The organism is Ulvibacterium sp. (assembly GCF_965248315.1).
Taxonomy (GTDB): Bacteria; Bacteroidota; Bacteroidia; order Flavobacteriales; family Flavobacteriaceae; genus Ulvibacterium.
This window is the reverse complement of the sequence record NZ_CBDFIX010000002.1, coordinates 2262743-2288566: the sequence shown is the minus strand read 5'-3', so window position 1 is coordinate 2288566 and position 25824 is coordinate 2262743. Positions and strand designations below refer to the sequence as shown.

23 protein-coding genes are annotated in these 25824 nt (G+C 41.1%); 8 read left to right on the top strand and 15 right to left on the bottom strand.

Annotated elements, in window-relative coordinates:
• The first annotated feature begins 4 nt into the window (after positions 1-4).
• On the top strand, positions 5-1474 hold the full coding sequence (locus ACP2AF_RS11475; protein WP_425236294.1) for a T9SS type B sorting domain-containing protein: 1470 nt from the start codon (positions 5-7) through the stop codon (positions 1472-1474).
• Between the two features lie 185 nt (positions 1475-1659).
• Complete coding sequence (gene uvrB / locus ACP2AF_RS11470) at positions 1660-3648, top strand: excinuclease ABC subunit UvrB (protein ID WP_425236293.1); 1989 nt, start codon at positions 1660-1662, stop codon at positions 3646-3648.
• A gap of 303 nt (positions 3649-3951) precedes the next feature.
• On the opposite strand, the gene ACP2AF_RS11465 is transcribed toward uvrB, so the two are convergent.
• On the bottom strand, positions 3952-4377 hold the full coding sequence (locus ACP2AF_RS11465) for an Hsp20/alpha crystallin family protein (protein ID WP_425236292.1): 426 nt from the start codon (positions 4375-4377) through the stop codon (positions 3952-3954).
• A 220-nt stretch (positions 4378-4597) separates the two neighbouring features.
• A complete protein-coding gene (locus ACP2AF_RS11460) occupies positions 4598-4999 on the bottom strand; it encodes a TerB family tellurite resistance protein (protein WP_425236291.1) in 402 nt (133 codons plus the stop codon).
• Between the two features lie 132 nt (positions 5000-5131).
• Between ACP2AF_RS11460 and ACP2AF_RS11455 the strand changes: the two genes are divergently transcribed.
• Positions 5132-5494: a DUF1456 family protein gene (locus ACP2AF_RS11455; RefSeq protein WP_425236290.1), complete on the top strand. Its 363-nt coding sequence runs from the start codon at positions 5132-5134 to the stop codon at positions 5492-5494.
• A 31-nt stretch (positions 5495-5525) separates the two neighbouring features.
• On the opposite strand, the gene ACP2AF_RS11450 is transcribed toward ACP2AF_RS11455, so the two are convergent.
• The 3 genes from ACP2AF_RS11450 to ACP2AF_RS11440 all read right to left on the bottom strand — a co-directional run bounded on the left by ACP2AF_RS11450 (position 5526) and on the right by ACP2AF_RS11440 (position 8035).
• Positions 5526-5861, bottom strand: coding sequence for a hypothetical protein (locus ACP2AF_RS11450; protein WP_425236289.1), 336 nt, complete (start codon positions 5859-5861; stop codon positions 5526-5528).
• A gap of 242 nt (positions 5862-6103) precedes the next feature.
• Positions 6104-7297 (bottom strand): ADP-forming succinate--CoA ligase subunit beta, encoded by a 1194-nt coding sequence (sucC, locus tag ACP2AF_RS11445; RefSeq protein ID WP_425236288.1) that lies wholly within the window; start codon positions 7295-7297, stop codon positions 6104-6106.
• 99 nt (positions 7298-7396) lie between these two features.
• Positions 7397-8035 (bottom strand): LON peptidase substrate-binding domain-containing protein, encoded by a 639-nt coding sequence (locus ACP2AF_RS11440; RefSeq protein WP_425236287.1) that lies wholly within the window; start codon positions 8033-8035, stop codon positions 7397-7399.
• Positions 8036-8322: 287 nt separating this feature from the next.
• Between ACP2AF_RS11440 and lysA the strand changes: the two genes are divergently transcribed.
• From lysA to ACP2AF_RS11425, 3 genes are all read left to right on the top strand, one after another.
• Positions 8323-9564, top strand: coding sequence for a diaminopimelate decarboxylase (lysA, locus tag ACP2AF_RS11435; protein WP_425236286.1), 1242 nt, complete (start codon positions 8323-8325; stop codon positions 9562-9564).
• Positions 9565-9626: 62 nt separating this feature from the next.
• Positions 9627-10160, top strand: a complete 534-nt coding sequence (locus ACP2AF_RS11430; protein WP_425236285.1) for a thioredoxin family protein — start codon at positions 9627-9629, stop codon at positions 10158-10160.
• Positions 10161-10312: 152 nt separating this feature from the next.
• On the top strand, positions 10313-11197 hold the full coding sequence (locus tag ACP2AF_RS11425) for a carbon-nitrogen hydrolase family protein (RefSeq protein WP_425236284.1): 885 nt from the start codon (positions 10313-10315) through the stop codon (positions 11195-11197).
• 51 nt (positions 11198-11248) lie between these two features.
• Here the strand turns inward: ACP2AF_RS11425 and ACP2AF_RS11420 are convergent, their stop codons facing one another.
• From ACP2AF_RS11420 to ACP2AF_RS11385, 8 genes are all read right to left on the bottom strand, one after another.
• The gene (locus tag ACP2AF_RS11420; protein ID WP_425236283.1) at positions 11249-12568 is read right to left on the bottom strand and encodes a hypothetical protein; all 1320 of its coding nucleotides are present in this window, start codon (positions 12566-12568) and stop codon (positions 11249-11251) included.
• 79 nt (positions 12569-12647) lie between these two features.
• Positions 12648-14120, bottom strand: a complete 1473-nt coding sequence (guaB, locus tag ACP2AF_RS11415) for an IMP dehydrogenase (protein ID WP_425236282.1) — start codon at positions 14118-14120, stop codon at positions 12648-12650.
• Between the two features lie 200 nt (positions 14121-14320).
• On the bottom strand, positions 14321-16768 hold the full coding sequence (locus ACP2AF_RS11410) for a TonB-dependent receptor domain-containing protein (RefSeq protein ID WP_425236281.1): 2448 nt from the start codon (positions 16766-16768) through the stop codon (positions 14321-14323).
• Positions 16749-18116, bottom strand: coding sequence for an HTTM domain-containing protein (locus tag ACP2AF_RS11405; protein WP_425236280.1), 1368 nt, complete (start codon positions 18114-18116; stop codon positions 16749-16751). Before ACP2AF_RS11405 ends, ACP2AF_RS11410 begins: the two co-directional genes overlap by 20 nt.
• Positions 18117-18119: 3 nt before the next feature.
• The gene (locus ACP2AF_RS11400; RefSeq protein WP_425236279.1) at positions 18120-19259 is read right to left on the bottom strand and encodes an imelysin family protein; all 1140 of its coding nucleotides are present in this window, start codon (positions 19257-19259) and stop codon (positions 18120-18122) included.
• A gap of 110 nt (positions 19260-19369) precedes the next feature.
• A complete protein-coding gene (locus ACP2AF_RS11395; RefSeq protein ID WP_425236278.1) occupies positions 19370-20671 on the bottom strand; it encodes a DUF4856 domain-containing protein in 1302 nt (433 codons plus the stop codon).
• 154 nt (positions 20672-20825) lie between these two features.
• Positions 20826-21692 carry a hydroxymethylglutaryl-CoA lyase gene (locus ACP2AF_RS11390; protein ID WP_425236277.1) on the bottom strand — a complete coding sequence of 289 codons (867 nt, stop codon included), beginning with the start codon at positions 21690-21692 and terminating at the stop codon, positions 20826-20828.
• 30 nt (positions 21693-21722) lie between these two features.
• Positions 21723-22349, bottom strand: coding sequence for a LysE family translocator (locus ACP2AF_RS11385; RefSeq protein ID WP_425236276.1), 627 nt, complete (start codon positions 22347-22349; stop codon positions 21723-21725).
• 80 nt (positions 22350-22429) lie between these two features.
• Between ACP2AF_RS11385 and ACP2AF_RS11380 the strand changes: the two genes are divergently transcribed.
• A complete protein-coding gene (locus ACP2AF_RS11380; RefSeq protein ID WP_425236275.1) occupies positions 22430-22855 on the top strand; it encodes a Dabb family protein in 426 nt (141 codons plus the stop codon).
• Positions 22856-22926: 71 nt separating this feature from the next.
• Here the strand turns inward: ACP2AF_RS11380 and ACP2AF_RS11375 are convergent, their stop codons facing one another.
• A complete protein-coding gene (locus ACP2AF_RS11375; RefSeq protein ID WP_425236274.1) occupies positions 22927-23964 on the bottom strand; it encodes a quinone-dependent dihydroorotate dehydrogenase in 1038 nt (345 codons plus the stop codon).
• 93 nt (positions 23965-24057) lie between these two features.
• Entirely contained in the window at positions 24058-24507 is a 450-nt protein-coding gene (locus tag ACP2AF_RS11370) for a hypothetical protein (RefSeq protein ID WP_425236273.1), read from the bottom strand.
• A gap of 64 nt (positions 24508-24571) precedes the next feature.
• On the opposite strand from ACP2AF_RS11370, the gene pepT reads away from it, so the two are divergent.
• Entirely contained in the window at positions 24572-25801 is a 1230-nt protein-coding gene (gene pepT, locus ACP2AF_RS11365; protein WP_425236272.1) for a peptidase T, read from the top strand.
• Positions 25802-25824: the final 23 nt, after the last annotated feature.

Below are 25824 nucleotides of genomic sequence, written 5' to 3'. Positions count from 1 at the left end.
GACAATGGCAAAGCATATCGATAAAATACTAAAACTACAAACCTTCCTGACATTGCTATTCGCGATATCCGTGTTCGGACAACAATGCCCACGTCTAATATATCCTCCGGATGGTGCCATAGGTGTTCCCGTTGATGCCACCATATCCTGGCCAAAGGTAAACGGTATTTCGGCTTTTATATTTTCACTAGGATCCACTCCAGATGGAGAGGACATACTGAATAGACGTACTTCCGGTCCCATTGATTCATACGTGCCTCCTTTGGGATTACCGGATAATACACAAATTTACATGTCTATAATTTTGCAATTTGAGGATGGTTCCACGCAGATTTGCCCAGGGCAGACCTTTAGTACCGAAGATGTTACAACACCCCCGCCCTGCACTACGTTGAGCGAACCAATAAATGGAGAAACAAATGTTTCGTCCAATACCCCAATACAGTGGAATTACGCTTATGGCGCTACCGGCTACAGATTGTCTATTGGCACTGCTCCTGGCACACAGGACATTCTGTCCGACTTTGATGTAGGAAATACGCTTTCCTATAAACCCCCTCTAAGCCTTCCCATAGATACCGAGATTTTTGTGAGCATAGTTCCTTATAACGAAAACGGGAATCTGGGTCCCTGTAGGGAGGAAAGCTTTTTGGTGGACGAAAGTGCGAATTTCTGTGAACCTTTTTTTGATAGCTCCCAGGGTGGTCTCGTAAAACGAAGGCCGGAGATAAACTTTCCGGATAGGGTGGCCATATGCCGGGGAAATTTATCAACACGAATTCCTACGGAGGATCTTGCCGACGGTTTTCGATGGTTTAGAATACATCCAGATGGTACCGAAACCTTCCTTTCCGATGGTCCAGAGGTAGGTTTATCCGAAATAGGCCAATATCGTTATGAAGCTTATAACAACATTGTTATATCAGGTAGTACCATAGAATGCTCTGCTACCAAGGAATTTTCGGTTTACCTTTCCGAAGCTGCCGTAGTCAATGGTATTGACGTCATGGGTGCGTCCAACAATAGGGAAATCAGAATTAACGCAAGTGGTTCTGGAGATTACGAGTTTGCGCTGAACGATCCAAATGGCCCTTACCAAAATAGCAATGTCTTTACCAATGTTTCAGAACGAAGACAGAGGGTTTACATAAGGGATAAAAATGGTTGTGGTATAACAGAGGGTATTGTTGCCCGCGAACTTTCCATAGACGATTTCCCAAAATTCTTTACCCCAAATGGGGACGGCATCAATGACTTTTGGCAATACATTGTACCCCAAGAAGATGGCGAAATAAAGGTAGACCGTATTTGGATTTTTGACCGTTTTGGCTTTCTAATCACCCAAATAGACCCCACCTCTCAAGGTTGGGACGGAAATTACCGTGGCAACGCTCTTCCATCATCCGATTATTGGTTTAAGGCCATATCGTCCAGCAATCAAAATATAAGGGGTCATTTTACTTTAAAACGGTAAGGTCGTCCTTAAGACTTTCCAAAAAGTATTCACCAATTTATGCCCTTTTTGTAATTTTAAGCGATGAAACCCACTTCCCCAGAATTCAAGGGCTATTTGAAATATCTTCGAGTCTAAATATGATTTTTTAAAGACAATGCAATAGTAGATTGCATGTGTCCATACGAATAAACAAACAAGAGCACATGAAGTTCAAAGTCGTATCCGAGTTTAAGCCTACCGGAGATCAGCCAGAGGCCATACACCAATTATCGGAAGGCATCATTGCAAAGGAACCACATCAGACACTTTTAGGGGTTACTGGTTCCGGTAAGACCTTTACAGTGGCCAATGTTATTGAAAAAACACAAAGACCAACACTGGTATTGGCCCATAACAAGACCTTGGCGGCTCAACTCTACTCGGAATTCAAACAGTTTTTCCCTAATAACGCCATAGAGTATTTTGTGTCCTACTATGACTATTATCAGCCCGAAGCCTATATCCCCACATCCGGATTGTATATTGAAAAAGACCTTTCCATCAATGAAGATATCGAAAAGTTACGGCTCAGTGCAACGTCATCCTTGCTTTCCGGCAGAAGGGATGTCCTGGTCGTAGCTTCGGTTTCGTGTCTTTATGGTATTGGAAATCCGGTGGAATTCCAAAAGAACGTAATTTCAATACGTAAAGATCAGGTAATAGCTCGAACCAAATTCATGCACCAATTGGTTCAAAGTCTATATTCCCGGACCACCGCAGACTTTAGAAATGGCAACTTTAGGGTTAAGGGAGATGTTGTCGATGTTTTTCCAAGCTATGCGGATCATGCGTTTAGAATTCATTTTTTTGGGGATGAGATAGAGGAAATAGAGGCATTTGATCCTTTTAACAACACCATTTTGGAAGTTTATGAAAATCTGAACATTTATCCGGCCAACATGTTCGTTACCTCTCAGGATGTGCTCCAGAATGCCATACATCAAATTCAGGACGATTTGGTGAAGCAAGTGGATTATTTCAAGGAAATAGGCAAGCCTCTTGAAGCCAAAAGGTTAGAGGAACGTACTAACTTTGATTTGGAAATGATACGGGAGCTAGGCTATTGTTCCGGGATAGAAAATTATTCAAGGTACCTGGATGGCAGAGAACCGGGAACGCGCCCTTTCTGTCTATTGGATTATTTTCCGGACGACTATCTCATGGTGGTGGATGAAAGCCATGTCACCATTCCTCAAGTACACGCTATGTATGGCGGGGACCGCTCGCGAAAGGAAAACCTGGTCGAATATGGTTTTCGGCTTCCGGCCGCCATGGATAACCGCCCCCTTAAGTTTGAGGAGTTCGAAGCCTTACAGAATCAGGTGATTTATGTAAGTGCTACTCCGGCAGATTACGAACTGCAATTGAGCCAAGGGGTATATGTGGAACAGGTAATACGACCAACAGGCCTTTTAGATCCCATAATAGAAGTTAGGCCCAGTTTGAATCAAATCGATGACTTGGTCGAGGAGATTCAATCGCGGGTAGAAAAGGATGAAAGGACCTTGGTTACCACACTTACCAAGCGAATGGCTGAGGAACTGACCAAATATTTGAGTCGAATCGATGTGCGGTGTCGTTACATCCATAGTGATGTGGATACTTTGGAGCGGGTAGAAATTATGCAAGACCTAAGAAAGGGTATTTTTGATGTACTTATCGGGGTTAACCTATTGCGTGAAGGATTGGATTTGCCGGAAGTATCCCTAGTGGCCATTTTGGATGCCGACAAGGAAGGTTTTCTTCGCAGTAACCGATCGCTTACGCAGACTGTGGGCCGGGCCGCAAGACATTTAAATGGAAAAGCTATCATGTACGCGGATACCATAACCGAGAGTATGCAAAAGACTATTGACGAGACCAACTACCGGCGTGAAAAACAATCCACCTATAATGCCGAGAACAATATCACCCCTAAAGCATTGAATAAAAGTTTGGATAGTGCCCTGGCCAAGAACTCGGTTTCTACCTATCATTTCGAAAAGGAGACCATGAGGGCAGCTGAACCGGATATGGAATATTTGACCAAAGATCAAACTGAAAAATTGATACGCGAAAAAAGAAAGGCTATGGAAAAAGCGGCCAAGGAATTGGACTTTATGCAGGCTGCAAAACTTCGGGATGAAATCAAAATGTTACAGGAACAGGATTGAAATATTGGATTAAAATCCTTAACTTAATCCAAGTTATCATCCAATCTTCGAAATATCAACTCATAAATTAATTGACCCCTCCCAAATTACTGATAACAAATACTTTAAATTTTATTTTTAGATGAGTCTAAATTCGAAATTTCTTTTGATTTTCTAGTTTCTTTTACCCCTATCATCCAATAATCCGTAAAAAAAAGAGCGCCCCGAAAAAAACCGAGGCACTCTTCAACTAACCAACTAAACCAACCCTTATGAAACTCTCCTACTGTTGAGCAGGAAATCGCATAATTTCCTTATCGTTTTTTATGACAATTCTATCATTCTTTTGGGCTTGGGGAGAGCCTCCTCTTTCTTAGGCAAAACGAACTTCAACAAACCATCCGTATAGGAAGCTTTGATTTTGTCCTCGTCAATAGTCTCAGGTAAAGTAAAGGCTCTTTTAAAAGAATAGAATCCAAATTCCCTTCTTGTATAGTTTTCCTCCGACTTGGTTTTTTCGGATTTCGCTTCAGCGGAAATTGTCAGTACGTTATCATCCACTTCAATATTGAAGTCTTCCTTCGTTCTACCGGGAACGGCCAATTCCAATTCATAATCGGCCTCATTTTCCTTAATATTTACGGCAGGCACTTTCGTGCTGTAATTTTCCATGCCTCCAAACCAATCTGGCTTGAAAATTTCGTTCATCAAGGAAGGGAACAATACATCATTTCTTTTTATTAGACTCATGATTTTATTTTTATAGGGTTAAACACAAATTTCAAGCTGTACATGGCAAAGTATGTACCAACTCAGAAATTATGACTTTTTGACATTAAACCGGTAGAAGTTAATGTCATAATGTCGCTTTATACTTTTAAGTAAAGAAACTTCGGATTCAAAATCGAGGTGACTATGGAAAAGGTCTCCTGTGTTTCTGCAGCCGATTTAACTACATAACCAAAGATGTTTAATTGTAATGCGCTTTGAAGATGTTGATGAGTACGTCCGGAGGTACTATTTTATCGGGGTATTTGTGCATTATGGACAATACTTGTTCTATGGCGGAAGGCGGTAAACCCAAACCCAATCCAATGTTATGCAGCTTACTGATCTCAATGTTACTTTGCTCTTGATCTACGTTCATCAATAGGACCAACCTGTGAAATTGTAGAATTCGGTCAGCTTGGGAGTTGGGGATTATGCGTTCCACTTTGGTTTCGAATAAATCATCGAACGTCTTTCGATCTACTCCCAATTGGGAAGCAACCCCCAACAGAAAGTTATATTCGGATTCCTTAACAACTTTATCCGCCTTGGCAAAAGCGATCATTTCAGAAAGAATGCTCAATTTTTCTTCATAGCTGCCCATAAAGCGCAAATTTGTAGTATCTACACACTTTAATAACAAAAAAAAGAAGGGTTTCGTATAAAAAATATGGAAAGGACCCATAATTCATAATCGAATTCCTAATTTGCAACTCACTGGGAATTATAGTAGATAATGAGCAATAACGATGTTTTTAAAAAATTGAGGGTAGCCCTGATGTTGCGGGATGACGATATTGTTGCAATTTTAGAATTGGTGGATTTTAAAATATCCAAAAGTGAACTTGGGGCTTTTTTCCGAAAAGAAGATCATCCAAAATATATGGAATGCGGAGATCAAATCTTGCGGAACTTTTTAAATGGTTTGGTAATCTATTTAAGGGGAACAAAAGAAAATCCTAAAAATCCCGGTGAGGTATTGTCCAAAGAAAAAAGACATAAACCAAATAAGCCTCCTTTTAAAAAGAAACAGTTTGATTCGAAAAAACTGGACATTACACCAGTTAAGTACAAAAACAAAGGAAAACCCCGAACTTGATTCTCATCGCGTCCGGGGTTTTATAGGCTCCTTAACTTACAATCTTAACGGGAATAGTATATCTTCTACCTTCAGGAATCTCTTTTGAGTCGACCTTGTGGTAGTTTAACCTGGTCTTGACAAAATACTCCAATACTTTGTCTTCGGTCTCTACGGACAAGACCACGAATTCATTTTCCTTGTTTACCGTAAATAGGATGGTAGCTGTCAAATCCTTTTCAGTGGGTTCTAAAGTATACCCTTTTAAAAGTTTCTGCACTTGGGCTTTAATGGACTGTGTAGGATCGGTCTCCTTTGGGCCATTGGCAAAAATGCTTCCTGTGGACAATAACATTGCAGCTACGAATACTAAACTAATTTTTCTCATGACACTTGGTTTTTTGATTAATAAATTGATGAATTATTAAAAAGACTCACAAAACACCTAAAGTGTTACAGCAAAATCATTGATTAACAAAATTTTAATCAATCTTTAATATTTTCGCCAACAAAAAGAGAATGATTTTTAAGGGTAAGGGATTGTGTTGAAAAACCTGTGAAACCTTGTTTATAGGAATAAAAAAAGCCGCGAAGAAGCGGCTCTAAATATTCCGTAATTAAATCATTGGATTACTTCAATACCTCTTCCACCTTATCCGCAGCTTCCTGAAATTGTACCGCAGAGTGGACGGCAAGTCCGGAATTATCAATGATTTCCTTTGCAAGTTCTGCATTGGTACCTTGCAAACGAACTATGATAGGCACCTTAATGGCATCTCCCATATTTTTATAGGCATCCACCACCCCTTGCGCAACCCGGTCACAGCGAACAATTCCGCCAAAAATATTGATCAATATGGCTTTTACCGCTGAATCCTTTAGAATAATCCTGAAAGCTTCCTCTACTCTTTTGGCATCCGCAGTTCCTCCAACATCCAAAAAGTTGGCCGGTTCCCCACCTGCCATCTTAATAAGATCCATAGTTGCCATTGCCAAACCGGCACCGTTGACCATACAACCCACATTGCCATCCAGGTCCACATAGTTAAGACCAACGGCTCTTGCCTCTACCTCAATAGGGTTTTCTTCTCTAAGATCTCGCATTTCCGCGTACTGCTTTCTGCGATAAAGGGCATTGTCGTCAATGGACACTTTGGCGTCCACGGCCATAATTTTATCATCCGAAGTTTTTAGTACGGGGTTGATTTCGAACAAGCTAGCATCACTCTGTTCGTAGGCCTTGTACAATGATGTGACAAACTTGGTCATCTCCTTAAAAGCCATTCCTGAAAGTCCGAGGTTAAAAGCCACTTTTCTGGCTTGAAAAGGAAGAAGTCCCGTAGCCGGGTCAATTTCCTCGGTAAATATCAAATGCGGGGTCTTGTCGGCCACCTCTTCAATATCCATACCTCCTTCGGTAGAGTACATGATCATGTTTCTACCCGTACCTCTATTGAGCAGAACGGACATATAAAATTCACTAGTCTCGCTATCACCAGGGTAATATACGTCTTCGGCAACAAGTACTTGGTGTACTTTCTTTCCTTCTGCCGAAGTTTGGGGAGTGATCAGGTTCATCCCGATTATCTGGCCCGCCAATTCTTCTACTTCTTTCAAGTTTTTGGCCAATTTAACTCCACCGCCCTTTCCTCTACCCCCGGCATGCACCTGGGCCTTGATTACGTGCCAACTGGTACCAGTCTCCGTAGTGAGCTGCTTTGCGGCTTCAACGGCTTCTTTGGAATTATGGGCCACGATACCTTTTTGTATGCGTACACCGAAGCTTGCCAAAATCTCTTTTCCCTGATACTCGTGAAGATTCATATGCGAAACGTCTTTAGGTTCGGCAGCAAAAATAGGAAACGAAGGTTAATTACCCTAATCAAAATAAACCTATATCCATTAACTTTGTTATACAATTTCCTATATTTTAAAATCCTTGAAATCCAAGGGGTCGAAGTTTCTAAAATCCCCATTCATCTCTATAGTGCGTTTGGTTCTGTCCACCTCTTTTAAAACACTCACTGTAGCCAACAAATGGGCCTTAATAAATGATAGTCGTTCACTTTCCTTGGACATTTGCAACAATTCAAATTCTTGTTCAAAGGACAATCCCATTTTATGTGCCAATATGTAGCTGTTGAATTTCTCCAAGGGTATGGAAGAATACGGGACCCCCATAAGACCGTAAAGTTCTTCAATGCCATTTAATACCTCCTGCTTCATTGCCCGGTCGGCGTCATTTACATTATCCAAAAATTGGACGATGCCTCCCGCATACGATTTCCCATCAATTTCATTGTCAAAAGTAAGGATCTTAAAAACCTGCCTGGCAACGCAGACCACGTCCATTTCACCTCCCTCATATGTGGTAACAACTTCCACCAGCTGTACTTCGGTACCATAGGTAAGCCCATCATATATGTATACAGGAATACCAAAAGTAATGGCCTCTTTTCTACAATCATTTATCAACTGTTTGTAGCGCTCCTCAAAAATATGTAGGGGTACGGTCTCCCCGGGAAAAAAAACAGACTGTAAAGGAAACAATGGTAATTTCATTCTATTATATGGGCTTTTCGTTTGGACCTTCATATTCATCCTGCCTGCTTTTCCAATTTTTTTGGGAAACCATGCTAAAGGACGGCTATGTAGATTGGAGTAAACGTATGAGTTATTCTATTTTTGGAATTCTTCCTAAAAGTACAATTCAAATAACGTAATGGCAAAGGAAGAAAGCAGCAAATATTGTTTTAAAAATAACAAATTGTTGTATTTTTTAATTATGAAGGTTTTTTTTTGCGCATACGGTCCTAACACTTTAGTTTTGTCTCAAATTACAAAGTATTATGGAGCACCGCGACCTGCTTAAAATAGCAAAAACCTATGGCGACCCGGTTTATGTATATGATTCTGAAAAAATAACTTCCCAATTCCAAAGGTTGACCCGTGCTTTTGGGAGTGTTAAAAAGTTGAAACTGAACTACGCCGCCAAAGCGTTGTCCAACATTACCATTTTAAAATTGATGAACAGCTTGGGCAGTGGCTTGGATACGGTTTCCATTCAGGAAGTGAAATTGGGTTTATTGGCAGGGTTTAAACCGGAATCCATCATTTTTACGCCGAATGGAGTTTCCTTGGAAGAAATAGAAGAAGCAGCGGCACTGGGAGTTCGGATAAATATAGACAACCTGTCCATTTTAGAACAGTTTGGTAGCAAGCATCCCGATATTCCGGTATGTATCCGTATCAACCCCCATGTAATGGCCGGTGGGAACTCAAAGATTTCAGTGGGTCATATCGACTCAAAATTCGGTATCAGCATCCATCAGATTCCCCATCTGTTGCGAATAGTTGAGCTTACCCATATGAATATCAATGGTATTCATATGCACACAGGAAGTGACATTTTGGATATCGATGTATTTCTTTATGCCTCGGAAATTCTATTTGAGACCGCAAAGAATTTCAAAAATTTGGATTTTATTGACTTTGGAAGCGGTTTTAAAGTACCGTACAAAGAGGGTGATATAGAGACGAATGTTGAGGAACTTGGCAAAAAACTGGGTTCTCGTTTTAATACCTTTTGCAAGGAATATGGCAAAGAATTGACTTTGGCCTTTGAGCCAGGAAAGTTTTTGGTCAGTGAGGCCGGTTTCTTCTTGGCAAAGGTAAACGTCGTAAAACAAACTACTTCTACGGTATTCGCCAGTATAGATTCAGGATTCAATCATCTTATAAGGCCCATGTTTTATGGATCCAATCATGAAGTAATCAACATATCGAACCCTAAGGGAAAGGAACGCTACTACTCCATAGTAGGCTATATTTGCGAAACGGATACTTTTGGAAGCAACCGAAGAATCAATGAGATTTCGGAAGGGGATGTTCTTTGTTTCCGTAACGCGGGAGCCTATTGCTTTACTATGGCCAGCAACTACAATTCCAGATTTAGGCCACCAGAAGTATTATGGCACAAGGGAAAGGCTATTTTGATTCGGGAACGCGAAACTTTTGAAGATCTTATAAAGAACCAGGTAGATGTAAAGAATCTGTTTACCTCCCAAAGGGAAAAGGTAACCGCGAAATAAAAGTGCTCAATTTTCGTTAGCTTTGGTATAGTAATTGGACTAATAGTTCAAAAAAATATATCATGATCAAGAGTAGGACGGCAATCATCAGATTCATTTCCCTTTTATCTATAGCATTGGTTTCAGTAAATACTTATGCCCAAAAAGTAGAATGGCTTACTTGGGAAGAGGCAACTACCCTGGCCATGAACGAAGAAAATCCCAAGAAGGTATTTGTGGATATTTATACGGATTGGTGCGGTTGGTGCAAAAAAATGGACAAGGACACCTTTCAAAATCCCGAAGTGGCCACATATATGTCCGAGAATTTTTATATGGTAAAATTGGATGGCGAAGGCAAGGACCCTATTGAATACAAAGGCAAAACCTACAAATTTGTACCTTCTGGAAGAAAAGGTTACCATGAATTCGCTGCCGCGCTTATGCAAGGTCGCTTAAGCTACCCCACTACCATTTTCCTGGACGAGGAAATGAATATGTTGTCTCCCTTGCCAGGATATCAAAAGCCGAAACCATTTCTAAATATTGCCAAATACTTCGGGGATGATATATACAAGGAAAAGGATTGGCAGGCGTACACGGGTAAAGGAAAATAAAACCTTTGGGTAACACCGTTTTTCTTCTTTAACTTTATTAATTGGCAGTGCTGTATTGGAATTACGGCATAAGGTTGGATGCATTGGAGTATCCAAAACCAAAATTGTTGTACATTGGTGTATCCCTTTTTTGTTCTATATAGCCAATTATCATGAAAATCTACCATGCAATACAAACAGTGCATTTTGCCTTTTTCCTTTCTTCAGTAGTTTTATCCACATTAAATCACACCCTTATGGCCCAATCCATAGCTAAAACAGAGACATTAAATGTTGGTATAGGGCAAATGCATGTGGAAGGAGGAAATCCTGAGGTAAACTTAAAAAATGCCGCTCTTTTTATTAAGGAAGCATCTAAAAAATCATGTGATGTTGTCGTTTTACCGGAATGCTTGGATTTTGGTTGGACAAATTCCTTAGCTATTGAAGGAGCGCATGCCATTCCGGGAGCCCACAGTAAAATCTTGCAGGAGGCCGCAAAGAAAAATAAAATTTATGTTATTGCCGGACTCACGGAACGGAACGGGGATAAAATCCATAATACGGCCCTCTTAATTTCACCAACCGGAAAGATTTTAGGAAAACATAGAAAAATCAATATTTTGGATATCGCCCAACACATCTATACTCCAGGGACCAGTTGTACCGTAACCCCTACAGATTTAGGGATGGTGGGTATGAATATTTGCGCCGACAATTCTCCGGCTACCAATGAACTAGGGCATGCCCTTGGATACATGGGAGCGGATATTATACTTTCTCCATGTAGTTGGGCCGTACCCCCTGATTATGACAATGAAAAAACACCATATGGGAATATTTGGAAAGAGTCCTATATGGAAATTGCCCAAAAACATCATATTCCGGTCATCGGAGTGAGCAATACCGGACTTGTCAAGGATGGGGAATGGAAAGGCTGGTGGTGTATAGGAGCTTCATTGGTTGTCTCGAAGGATGGCGAAATCCAAAAGCAATTTGAATACACGATGGAGGAAAGCAAACTCTATACTATAGAAATAGAAATCGGGTCCAATTAATAATTCTAAGACAAACTTAAGTACCCTCCTTCAAAACTGATTTTCCGTAAACTACTTCAACCACCGATCGAACCAGTTAAATGCGTCGTCTTGCATGGCTACATCAAATTTATGCCCCCCAGGATAGAATTTACCGCTATACCGGTCGGAGGCTCCCGCTTTTTTATAAACCTCTTGTAAAATAGCATCGGCCTTTTTCATTTCCGGTAAGGTATACAGTTGGTCTTCATTATTACTCATGACCATGGTCGGTAAAGGTACCCGGAGCCCCAAAATTTCAGGGAAATCCAAAAACTTTGGCAAGAGGGGAACATAGGTCATCCAAGTATGCGTAAAAGATTTATTCAATAAAAAGTCATTCCAGGTAGACATAAACCCTACGCTGATGGCACATTGAATCCTATGGTCCAAACCCCCAAGGTAATCCGTCCGAAGACCTCCTCCGGAGAGACCACAACAACCTACCCTTTCTTTGTCCACGTCAGGTCGGTCACATAGAATATCCAACGCTATTTGATCTTCTAGTAAAGTCACGCCCGGCCATGTGGTTCCCCCACAAAAAAGGGATTTCGACATAATATGCTCGTGTTCTGCAGCCCATTCATTATATATCTTGATTTTCTCGGAATCCTCTGGGTTTTGATCTGTTTTATCATCAATCCTACAATGACCCCAGGTAATGCCATCAACATTGCCGTATTTGACCCTTCTTGAACCAAAAGTAAAGGTGTCATGAACCAGTACCACATAGCCCCTTTTAGCCAATTCATTGGCCCAAGCCAAACCGGAGTAGGAGTCCTTTTGATGCTCTACAATCATGGGATGTACCTCATCCGAGGTTTTGATGATCTTTCTTTTTCCAAAATATTTTTGCCCTCCATGGTCATGAAGGCCTAAAACTGCGGGCAATGATTCAGTAGTGTCTTTTGGCTTAAGTAAAATAGCTCTTGTGGGATTGCCATAAGGAAGTTGCCATTGTAACTCCTCAACCAGTAGACCATCATACTCATAACTTGCTTTTACGGTAACATTCAATGGACTTTTTTCAACACTGGGAACTGATACCAATTCCTTTGTTTTTTCCAATGCTTTTGGCTGCCACTGGTCAATATGGTTCCATTTTTCATGCCTAAACGAAAGATCAGGGGGATTGGACACTAATGAAGTTGCCCAATTTCCATATGCCCCAATAATACTCTTATTTCCATCTGTTTTAAGTATACTTTCTTTGGTAGGTAAACCTAAAATCGATTCGTTGGCCATATTTAAGGAGTAAGGAAATAGGGGGATGCTGCTAAGGGCCATGGCCGAAGTCAAAAATTCCCGTCTGGATTTTGATGTTTTTTTGGATGGTCCGTCGCTGGATTTCATGAGTTATTGAGATATCTATAAATGCACAACTTGCTTAATTTGCAAGTTGTACCATAAATATACCAATAAACTGCTTAGCCTATCTACTGTAATTGGGAGATTCCTTGGTGATGGTCACATCATGCGGGTGACTCTCGTTAATACCGCTTGCCGTAATTTTAACAAAGCGCCCCGATTCCTGTAAAGTAGCAATGTCCTTTGCACCGCAATAACCCATTCCTGCGCGAAGGCCACCTACAAACTGATGGATACTTTCAAACAGTTCGCCTTTATAGGGCACCCGGCCGACAATACCTTCAGGAACCAATTTTTTGATATCATCCTCCACATCCTGGAAATAACGGTCCTTGCTACCTTCTCGCATAGCCTCCACCGAACCCATTCCGCGGTAAGATTTAAACTTTCTACCCTCATAAATAATGGTCTCTCCGGGTGATTCCTTTGTACCGGCCAAAAGTGAACCGAGCATAACGGTATCCGCACCGGCCGCAATAGCCTTGGGAATATCTCCAGTATATCGTATTCCTCCGTCGGCAATTACCGGAACCCCACTTCCTTTTATGGCCGAAGCGACCTCCAATACAGCCGAAAACTGGGGAAAACCAACACCTGCCACAACTCGAGTAGTACAAATGGATCCAGGTCCAATACCTACTTTTACTGCGTCCGCACCCGCATCCACCAAATACTTGGCTGCCTCACCTGTAGCTATATTGCCAACAATAGTCTCTAAATCCGGAAATTTCTTTTTGACCTTCTGCAGTATGGTGACTACACCCTGGGTATGACCATGGGCAGTATCTATAACTATGGCATCGACTCCCGCATTGACCAAGGCCTCTGCCCTATCTACGGCATCTGGGGTAACACCAAGCGCGGCAGCAACCCGTAATCTTCCATATTTGTCCTTATTGGCTATGGGCTTTTGGGTAAGTTTTGTGATATCCCTAAAGGTAATAAGCCCTACAAGCTTATAATCCTTATCCACCACGGGCAGTTTCTCTATTTTATTCTCCTGAAGAATGTCCTCCGCCTGTGCAAGGGATGTGCCTTCACCAACGGTGACCAAATTTTCGGAGGTCATAACTTCCGAAATGGGCCTATCATTGTTCTTCTCAAAACGCAAATCCCTATTGGTAACGATACCTATCAACTTTCCGGAATTGTCCACTATAGGAATACCTCCAATACTAAACTCCCGCATATTGGCTTTGGCGTCCTTTACCAAGGCATCCGAAGGCAAGGTAACGGGATCTAATATCATCCCACTTTCGGCCCGTTTCACCTTGCGGACCTTCATAGCCTGTTGTTCAATGGTCATGTTCTTATGCAGAACCCCTATACCCCCTTCCTGGGCAATGGCAATAGCCATTCGGCTTTCTGTAACCGTGTCCATGGCAGCGGATACTATGGGAACATTAATAGTGATATTCCTTGTGAATTTGGTCTGGATATTCACTTCCCTTGGAAGTACTTCAGAATAGGCAGGAACCAACAGTACATCATCGTAAGTAAGACCTTCTCCTAGAATTTTATTGTGGTGGGCTTGCATGGCAATTAAGGATTAATTGCGTGCAAATGTAATGAATAAATTGCTACCTACCTATTCCCCAATATTTACGAAAATATCCTTTTAAACTTTATAAAGCATCAAGGTTTTCCTATTCCGGGGCCTTTCAAATCCATATAGACATACTATAAATTATGTCGCCAGACTTTACTTTAGATATTAAATGATCTTGAGAGGACAATTTATAGCTTCAATTGCAGGGTGGTATAAAAGGTTCTTGGCTCCGCCGGAATTATTCCTGGGCCTGGGTATCCTGTGGCCCTTCTGGTAAAATAGCTATTATCCAAAACATTGTTGATACCGGCTTCCAATCTCCATTTCCTATACGTATACGAGAGCGAAAAATCTAGTATATCATAAGCAGGGATAGTCCCAACCACACCGGCACCAGGTTCATTTCCAAAAAGGGGTTCTGCATTGGTCGCATCTGTAAACTGTTCGGAAATATAAGTATACTGTAAGCTTCCCAATAGATTTCCGTAACCAAAGTTAAGGCCAGTTTTTATGTTGAACTGGGGAATAAACTCCACCTTTTTACCTTGTACATTATTCTGATCAGACTTTGTGTATTCGGAATCTGTCAGGGCCAAGTTCATAAAGTAATTCAATTTTATTTTTTCTCTGGAAGGAGCTATCCAATTTTTGAGGTTCCAATCCATAAAACTTTCAAAGCCATATATGAATGCCGTACCAATATTGCCTCTTCTTCGAAACACCGAATCATCTGTAGGATCAACATCTTGAATCTCACCAAGTCTATTGTCGTAAAGTAAACCGAAAACGCTTAAATCATAGGACAGGTTGTCCTTCCACCTACCTCGAGCTCCTAAATCAGCAGTAAATCCATCTTCATCCGTAATGTTCTCGTCTACTTGAAATGAAGGATTTACGATTCGAATGTCATTGAACGTAACTGACCTGTAATTCTGTGAAAAGTTGGCATAGAATTCCATGGACGGAGAAAGTTTGTACGCTGCCCCAAGCCCCAACAGTAAAAAACCACGCTCAAAAGTCCGGTTATCCGGCACCTCTTCATTTAATATGGGGTTACCTGCCAAATCCAATACAATATTCCTGAAGCTACCCTCACTTTCTGTTTTAATATACTCGTATCTAAAGCCTGGGGTAAGTGAAAATCTTTTGGACAGGTTGAATATATTCTCTCCAAAAAGAACCAGGTTTAGATTGGGAAAATCAAATTGTGATTGTCTCTCATAATTTGGAAAGTCGGTTTCCGCAAAAGTGAAATCCGCCGTATCTGCAATACTTCCGGGTCCCTGCCTCTGATCATTATTGGACTGGTAATACTTGGAACCTATTAGGAAAACGGCGTCCTTGGTGCCCACACGATATCTCGTCAACAATCGCGTTTCCGCGCCCCAGTTATTAAAATTATCGACCAACAATTCCCTGGGTTCGTTTAAATCATCATCCTGCGAAACCCGATTGGTTCTAAAACCCAATGCCTTTCTTGAGGCATCTAAAGTGAATAGATTTAGACTAAAATCCGTGTTCACTGAAAATGCATGGTCTAAACGTAACGAGAACAATTTCCAGTCTACATTGAACCAGTTCCGATTACGATTGCTAAAAGTAGGATCTTCCAAAAATTGAGCATCGGTCAATCCGCCCGGTTGCTTTGCCAAATAGTTTAAAAGGGTCGCTTCAAAGGTTAGCTTAGTTTTCCGGGTAAGTTGATATCCGAAATGTCCAAAGTAGTTTCTACTATTAAAATTGGAGTTGGGCCTAAATCCATTACCTTCCTTGTAGTTGAAATAAGTATAATATGAAAACTTGCCCAGCGTGCCGCTTAGGCTATTGAAGCTTGTTAATAAATCAAAGGAACCTAAGGTTTGCCGGGATACCCATTCTATTTTTTTATTTGGATTCGGTTGTTTGAACTTAAAATTGATAAGTCCACCAAATTGTGGCCCATATTGCAATGAAGCCGCACCTCGTACTACTTGAATTTCCCGTAAGGCCTCGGCTGGTGGGGTATAATAACTTTCCGGGTAACCTAGGGCATCAGCACTAATATCATATCCATTTTGACGCACATTGAAGTTGGCCGTGCGATTGGGATCCAATCCCCTACCCCCTATATTCAGTTGTAGCCCGGCATCGCCATAGTCATAAATATTGAGACCAACCACTTGATTGTAGATTTGCCTGGGATTATTGGCCGCCAGATTTCCAGTGATATTGTCCAAGAGCACTACCTCACTTTTCTTTCCGGCATAAATGGCCGTGCCCTCTACTTTCTTCAATTGTTTTAGGGCAAAAATCCGCTCCCTTTGCTGGGTAATTACCACTTCGGAAAGTTGCTCTCCCAAAGATTCCAACTTTAGGTTCAACGTGGTATTCCCGGAAATAGTGACCGTTTTCTCCAAAACCCGGAATCCATAGCCAAATAGTATAAGTTTGTAATCTCCGGTAGGGACATCCATAAAAGTATAAAACCCTTGGGTATCGGTTTTTGCCAAACGCTCCAATTCGGTAAGATATACCTCAACATCCGAGATTGCTTTGTTATCGATATTGGTTACTTTACCCGACAGGGTGTGTTGCGCGGTACCAAATGACAAAGAAAAGACCAATGCCATGAAGATGCTAAATTCCTTTAATGTCATCTGTAAAAGGTAAAATCCAACTTTTATGTTTAAACGAATCCTTTTGTTTGGTTAAATCAACTTTGGGATCAATGAAAGGTTTGCTCAAACGACCATTAAGGGCAACCTGACTTTCTACATAAATCTCTATGTTCCGTAATCCTTCTTTCTCGTAATGCTGCTTCAGATGGTGGGCATATTCCAAAATGAAATCCGGTTGAAAGGCCATTTGCTTCTCTTGGAATGGCGTCAAAAAATCAGTGTTGTCCACATAGAACCAACGGCCATTTTCGCCATCAACCACTTTGAACTGGGCATAACCGGACTTTTCCATCAACATCACTCGCCATGAAAAACGATACCCTTCCTCTGTCCAGAACAGTTCACCGGGATATAAGGTATAACGAAAGGGAAAAAGCAATTGGAACCCAAAAAAAAGAATAAGTACTCCTGAGGTCAATTTTTTCAATACTACGGAATTGTGACTCCATGTTTTCCCAGTATTGAAATGCTCCTTTCCTATTCGCAATAATCGGTTTAAAACAGATAAAATCCGTTTGTGCAGACTTGCGTCAAAAAATATTAAAGTGGATACGATCATGATATAGGGAAACATGCCAATAGGGAACAAAATACGTGTCACCACATGAAAGAAAATGACCAATATGAAAGCCATTATTCTTGTTCTCCGATACAATAGTAAGAATGGAATGGCCAGGTCATATAATGCCCCGCCCCAACTAAATGCATAGGCCAACCATTCCTGGTGCACCAAATTGCCTAACAACGGAATACTAAATTTAGCAGGCAACCATATCTTGAGGGGCAAGGCCTCCAACATCCAATCCGAATTTAATTTGGCGAGCCCCGCATAGAAATAGACCATGGCCAAAAGAAGTTTTATACTATTTATGGTCCAAGCAGGTACATGCTGATATTGTTCACTTTTGTTCCGTAAGGCATCCAAAGAAAAGTAGGCATTGGCCGGAAGGAAGAACATCAAAAAACTGAGAGCACTTATGAAATAGTAATGATTAAGATAGGTGGTCTTATCCATTAATTCTATATACGTAAAGCTTAGGAAAAAAATTCCAATGGCCCACCGATATTTGTACCCCAATGCTACCAAAATGGCGGACAACCCACATAGGGCAAATAAAAAATATGTATATCCACCCAGAGGTTTTATCCATTCAAAGCCATAATAGGAGAAGAAAAATTGAGGATCGACATAAAGCTTGTCAATCCAGCCGTAACTCCAAAAGCGTACAATACTTAAAAACATCATAAGCCCGAACATAATGCGAAAGACCGCCAAAGGGGCGGCCTCTACCGGTTCGTTCAGATATTTTTTGAGATTTATGTTCATGGGTTAATCCCCGTCGGCATCTACAAAATCGATACTGATGCTCATAGCGGATACCATATCCACCTTTAATAGAGGTACGGCTCGCTGAACTTCATCATAGGCCTGTAACATAGTAGTCGGGGGGGTATTGTCCTCTATTTCCGTTCTGAAGGCACCTAAACCGTTAACAGATTCCCGGGCGGTGTCAAATTGATCGTTGATAATCTTATTAAGATCTTCTCCTTCCTTAAGGGCATTCAAGGCATCCAAATAGGACGCCAAACCTTCACCCGTGGTGGACGAAGCGAAATGTCTTCCGTTAAAAAAGTCCTGGACAGCGTCCAAACCTTCTAAGAAAAGTTGTTTTGAGACATCTCCTTTATGGTAGGCCTCCACATTTTCCGGTAATGGGGTTCCGGAGAAGACACCAAGAGGAATACCCATCTTTCCAGCTCTTAGAAACTTTTCGTAGTAGAAAATATAGTCGTTCACAAATCGATCGACGGAGGCAGTGGAAGAGGATCCGTCATTGTTAACAAAGGTATCCCGATAACCTTCTTTCCAATCCGAAAGTACGGTATTTGAAAGCTGTTGCATATCCGCCAGGACAGCTTCTACATAAGCTATGTAATTGTCCTTACTGGCCAGTTCATTGTATTTGGATACGATATCGGCATCTGAATCCCCAAGACCATTAATTAAATAATCCAATGCCGGAAAACCTTTTGTGTCCCGATTAGAGGGCAACGTTAAATCGTAGTCACCGGAAGCCACATGCTGCTCCACTTTCTCAAAATCGACAGGGTAGATGTTAACGTTCAATCGGAGGCCGACGTTTTCCGCAGGACCTATTTCGAACATATCAATACGTTGCCACATCAAATATGAATCTAGCCATGCGGTTCGAAAAGCCAATAGGTTTGCCTCATTGGAATCTTGCTTGAAGTCATCAAAAGCAATTTGAAGCTTATCCAATTCGTCAGTAAATGCTTCGTATCCTGGGATAATAATATTATCCGCCCAATTGATCAGCATAGGCCTTCGCTCAAAACTTTGCGAGGGCGGTCCGGGATCGACATCATCACTCATAGTTGTTCCGTTATCCGAGGAGGAACACCCCCAGAGCATTACCAAAACTGTTATAAGTCTCAAAAAATGCCGCATCCTTATTTTTATTTATTCCAATTAAGCTTTGCAAAAGTATAAAAAGTGCTGTATTCACATAGGAAAAACAGCACTTTTTATTAACATGAGAATCACTTTATTTCTTTATACTAGCTTCCGGCCTGTTCCACGGTGAAATCAAAACGTTCCGCTATGGCTTCCGAAATAGCATCCAACGTTTCACCAGTAACGTCCCAAAGCCCGTTTTCACCATCATCCATTAAATCCACCAGAAAGGCATCCACCTCAGTTTTTGAAAAATAGGGTTCCTCGGTACCAGGTTTTCTCGTGAATTGTAAACTATAGATAAAACCATATCCTTCTGAGAAGTCGTGAAAGGCCCCACCAAAATCAGGAGTCTCTTGATCTAGCGCATTTTTCCCTTGTTGCAGATAGTACACCGCCCGGATACCAATAATTTCGGAAATCTTTTCCCTAATAATCTCAGCTTGTTCATCGCGTACATCATATTTCTGGGCAACAATGGCGGCACGGCCTAATTTAAAAGCTTCAAAAATTTCGTCTGCTATACCGGCAAAGTCGTCGTCGCCCTCAACTCTGCCAATGTATTTATTCAAAAAACTATCCGCCCCTAAATCTGCATTTGGATCTGTAGCATCTGCATTCAGGCCATAAACATACCCATAGGCTTCATCCCATTTATGTTCCATTTTTGTGTAGGCTTTTCCTTCCTCTACGGTTCCCGCATCGTTGTTGGCACGGTTATCCCCTTCATCCAATATTGCCGGACTCAAGTAATTGTTCAGTGCTTGATCGGCCGTTAGGGCACCTATTAGCCCTTTATTGAACAATTGGTTGTATTCCAATCCCTTTGCACTTATGTAACGTGTGGATGACCCATCAGAAATTTGGCCTGCAGAACCCGCAACGGCAGCCACCTCCCAGTTCGGATAAACATCGGAAACTTGATTGTTGATCCACGAATCAAAGTCTGCCCGTATCAATGCCTGATCCGTTGCATTTGAGGCAAAGTAATCCGCTGAGGCTGCGGTTTTACTTCGAATATTCTTATCGGAAGCATTGAGGTCAGTATTCTCGAAATCGGCTTCTCCCTCTATATGAGCAAACATAGCGTTTAACTTCTCAATCGTGCTGGTATTGTCCATTAATGCGACCAGTATCTCATCTCCCATGAGCAAACGTGTAGTCTGCCCACCAAAGTTTACCGAAGATTCTCCATTGCGTTCAAAAGTGTAACTGTCTGGGTTTTCTATTGCCGTTTCACAGGGGGTGCACGAACCACCACAATCGACCCCGGTCTCATCGCCATTTTGTTGGTTATCATCACAAGTGGCTATTGGGTCGGGCATTTCTGCCCCATTATCATCACTGGAACATGCAACAAAAAGCGAAACCACAATAAAGAGGTAAAATAGTTTTTTGAGAAACATTTGATATATTTATTTAGATTAGTTATAAATAATTTAGTTGCGAAAATAAATGCTCCTCTGGAACTGACAAAATATTATTTAAATTAATTCTAAATAAAATTGAATATTTAACATTTGGATAATTCTACCTATAACCCGACGGAGTTTTTTGCAGTTAATGGTATTCGGAAAAGAGTTCCGTGGCCTTGTTGAATGCCGCTTCAAAGGCCATCCAATTTACTTGGGTATCCACTTTTAAAGACGTAAAATACGAGAGCATTTTCTCGGTAGGCATGTTCCCCGTAAGTTCATCCTTGGCCATAGGGCAACCCCCAAAGCCTTGTACGGCGCCATCAAACCTGCGACAACCTGCCTTATAAGCGGCGTCTACTTTTTCATGCCATTTGGAAGGAGTGGTATGCAGGTGCGCTCCAAATTCAATATTTGGATATTTTGGGATAAGATTGGAGAAGAGATAGCCTATAGTTTTTGGCGTAGAGGTCCCTACAGTATCCGACAGGGACAATATCCTTACACCCATATCCGCCAACTTTTGCGTCCACTCCCCTACAATCTGTACATCCCAAGGATCTCCATACGGATTCCCGAAACCCATGGAAATATAGGTAACCACTTCCTTATTGGCCGCATTGGCAATATCTAAAATTTCAGATAGGGTTTCCACAGATTGCGCAATAGTTTTGTGGGTATTCCTCATTTGGAAGTTCTCGGAAATGGAAAACGGATAACCTAAGAAATCTATCTTTTCATGCTTACTTGCATCATTGGCGCCCCTAACATTTGCAACGATGGCCAGGAGCTTACTTTTTGTCTTGGAAAGATCCAGTTTGGAAAGTACTTCAGCGGTATCGGCCATTTGCGGAATCGCCCTCGGAGACACAAAACTTCCAAAGTCGATGGTATCAAAACCGCAGCCCAAGAGGGATTGAATGTATTTTACCTTATCATCCGTAGGAATGAAGGTCTTGATACCCTGCATGGCATCACGTGGACATTCAATTATCTTGACCTGTTTGGACATATTTTTTATATACCAATACCAAAATTAGCACTATTTATCCGATAACAATACATATAAACCAATACCCACAAAGACGAATATTTGCAACCATTTTAGGGCTATTCCAATATTGGAATTTTTAAGTAAATAACTGGAAATGCTACCTGCAAGAATGGCTATTATTCCAAAAACGGAAAAGGACACCAAAATAAAAATAAGGCCCAGAACATAAAATTGGATTGCAGTACCCCACTCCTCACTGAACAAGAATGCCGGAAAAAAGGCCAAAAAAAAGATGGTCACTTTAGGATTTAAGACATTCATGATAAATCCTTGTTTAAATAACTGCAGTAAACTCTTCTTGGGCACTCCCCCTTCCGATAACTCTAATGAGCCGCTACTTTGAAAAACCTTAAACGCAAGGTAAAACAAGTACAATGCCCCGAACAACTTAATAGCAAAGAAGAGTTGGTCATTTCCCTTTATAACTGCTGATACGCCAAGGGCCAATAGGGAGGTATGCACCAAACAGCCGGACATAAGGCCCGCAGTAGTAGCCAAGCCATATTTTTTTCCATGAACCATGCCCTGCATAAGAACATACACATTATCCGGTCCGGGAGAAATTGCCAAGGCAACTGTGGCCCCCGCAAAAGCTAATAAAACTTCGTAATCCAAGTGTCAAATTTTAAAACGGAAAAATACAAATTCCCAAGACTAAAGTTTAATTTTTATATCTTACCGAAAAATAGAAAAAAATGAAAATCCTTTATGTAACCCTCCTTCCATTACTCACCTTTTTAGCTGTTTCCACAGTGCCTATGGACAAAAAAAATGGGGAAGAGGCCCAAACCGAGATCATAATGAAGCAAGACAGTGTTCTACGTCATGTAGTACTTTTTAAATTTAAAGCGGGAACGAGTCCGGAAAAAATCAATGAAATAGAAGATGCTTTTGCAGCACTTCCCTCTAAAATTCCTGAAATTGCAGGTTACGAATGGGGTTTGAACAATAGCCCGGAAGGACTTAATAAAGGACTTACCCATGCTTTTTTACTCACATTTAAAAGTGAAGCGGATAGGGCTACTTATTTGCCACATCCTGACCATAAGGCCTTTGGCGAACTGTTGTCCCCACATCTGGAAGATGTTACCGTAGTGGATTATTGGAGTAAGGAGAAGTAACTGGTTTTCGGTAGCTATGGACAACTAGGCTATAGTCAGTAACTCCGCTATTGGAATATGTTCGTCTAACTTTATTTTTCGTGATTTTCTAAAATCGCCTTGTTGATGCGTTTTATCAATGAAGGCCCCTCGTAGATAAATCCTGTGTACAATTGAATTAAATCAGCACCGGCTTCCAATTTCTCCAAAGCATCTTGTGGTGAGTGTATCCCCCCTACTCCGATAATGGGAAAGGCCTTGTTACTCCTTTCGGCCAGGAATCGTATGACATCGGTACTTCTGTCCTTCAATGGTTTCCCGCTCAAACCACCTTTCTCTTCGGTTTGTACCAGGTCTGATTTAAGATTTTTCCTCTCTATGGTAGTATTGGTCGCAATTACACCATCTATTTTAGTGGTTTCCACTATTTGGATGATATCCAGTAATTGATTATCCGTTAAATCCGGTGCTATTTTTAAAAGTATAGGCTTTCCCTTATTGCCTTTGGCATATTTTACATTTTCTTTCTTCAGTTCCCTTAACAAGGCCATAAGGGGCTTTTTTCCCTGTAGTTCCCGAAGGCCAGGGGTGTTAGGGGAACTTACGTTAATTGCAAAATAATCTACGTGATCAAAAAGTGCGTCAAAGCAAATTAAATAATCCTTAATCGCATCATCATTGGAGGTAACCTTGTTTTTGCCGATGTTACCACCTATTAAAACATGATGCTCTTTTTTTAGGCGTTCAACCGCATCAAAGACCCCTTTATTATTGAATCCCATACGGTTAATTATGGCCTCATCCGCCTTAAGACGGAATAACCGCCTTTTGGGATTGCCTTTTTGGGGTTTAGGGGTCAATGTACCAATTTCTACAAACCCAAAACCAAAGTTGGAAAACTGATTGTACAATAGGGCGTCCTTGTCAAATCCGGCCGCAAGGCCCACGGGATTTTTAAACTTCAAACCAAAGATTTCCCTTTCCAGTCGTTTATCTTCAAGGGTGTACAAACTTTTGAAGACTCCAGAGAATCCAATTTTTGATAGAAATCGCACCAATGAAAATGTGAGATGATGTGCCCTTTCTGCGTCAAGTAGGAAAAGGAAGGGGCGAACTAGAAATTTGTACATGGGCAACAGTAAGATTTCGTCAAAAATACAAACTTAACCCTAGTATTTTTTCTATCTGAGCCGATTTTTTAAATATTCGATGAAATGCAAAAATCAATTAGAACCAACAGTATCCCTCACTTTTACTGGAATAATCTTGATGGGTTTGCGAAATGCTTCATGGCAAAGGTCCATATAACGCCTGTATTGCTTTTCGTTGAACGTTGTCAGCAGTTTTTTATCGCATTCCCATGAAGCATCCATTATTTTTTGTTCCAACACCCGATATTTCTCGGCCAAAACTTGTAGCTCCTCCGTACTACTTTGTGGATGGTCATTAAAGAGTTTTTGTATATCTTCCTTTAGACTTTTGGTCCGGATTTCCAAGTCGGATTTTAGATTCTCCATTGTTTTCATTTGCTCGCCACTAAGCTGAAAGACCTCTACCATCATATCCGTGTTGTCCCCTCCAATATCCAATGTACAATCCTGAGCATGCAATTCCACGGAAAGGAATACAAGACCTAAAAAAAAGTAAAATGCCCCTGCGAATTTTATCATCATCAAAAAAAATATAACAGTAAGATTCCTGATGTATAAACAGTATTTTTATGCAAAAATTATATCGATGCAACAATTAGTAGACCGATTTATAAATTACGTGAAAATCGATACACAAAGCAATCCTGACTCCAAAACAACCCCAAGCACGGAAAAACAATGGCATCTGGCCCTGGAACTTGTGGAAGAGCTAAAACAGATCGGTATGGAAGAGGTTACCATTGATCATAACGCCTACATCATGGCGACTTTACCCAGCAATCTGGAAAAGGATGTGCCCACAATTGGATTCATTTCCCATTTTGACACTACGCCCGATTTTACCGCTTCGGACGTAAATCCTAAAGTTGTAAAAAACTATGATGGTGGGGATATTGTATTGAACGAGGCAGAAAATATTGTACTGTCTCCAAATTATTTTGAGGATTTGCTGCTTTACAAAGGCCAAACCCTAATTACAACGGATGGCACCACTCTTTTGGGAGCGGATGACAAGGCGGGAATTGCGGAAATAATAACGGCAATGGAATACTTGATACATAACCCGACCATAAAACATGGAAAGATACGGATAGGTTTTACGCCGGACGAAGAAATAGGTCGGGGAGCACATAAGTTTGATGTGGAGCAATTTGGGGCAGATTGGGCCTATACCATGGATGGTAGCCAGATTGGCGAATTGGAATACGAAAATTTTAATGCTGCCGGCGCCCAAGTAAGCATCACCGGAAAAAGTGTACATCCCGGTTACGCCAAGAACAAAATGGTCAATGCCATAAGTATCGCCAATGAATTTATAAGCATCCTTCCACCGGAAGAAACGCCCCAATGCACCTCCGGCAAGGAAGGTTTTTTCCATGTACATACGCTGAAAGGAGAAATTGAACATGCAGAATTTGAATTAATAATCCGGGACCATAACTTTGAAAAATTCGAAAAACGAAAGGAATTTTTAAAGACCGTAACAAATAAGCTTAACGAAATCCACGGTAATTGTATCGAACTGGAACTGAAGGACCAATATTTTAACATGCGTGAAAAAATAGAGCCTGTTTTCCACATTATAGAAATTGCAAAAGAGGCTATGGAAACTGTGGGGATAGAGCCTATTATTAAACCTATTCGAGGGGGCACGGATGGCTCCCAATTAAGTTATATGGGACTACCCTGCCCGAACATCTTTGCGGGAGGGCATAATTTTCATGGAAAATACGAGTACATCCCGATCCAAAGTATGCAGAAGGCCGTAGAGGTCATTGTAAAAATATGTGAACTGGTGGCCGTAAAAAGTTATTGAAAAATATATAACTTAGTATCTAA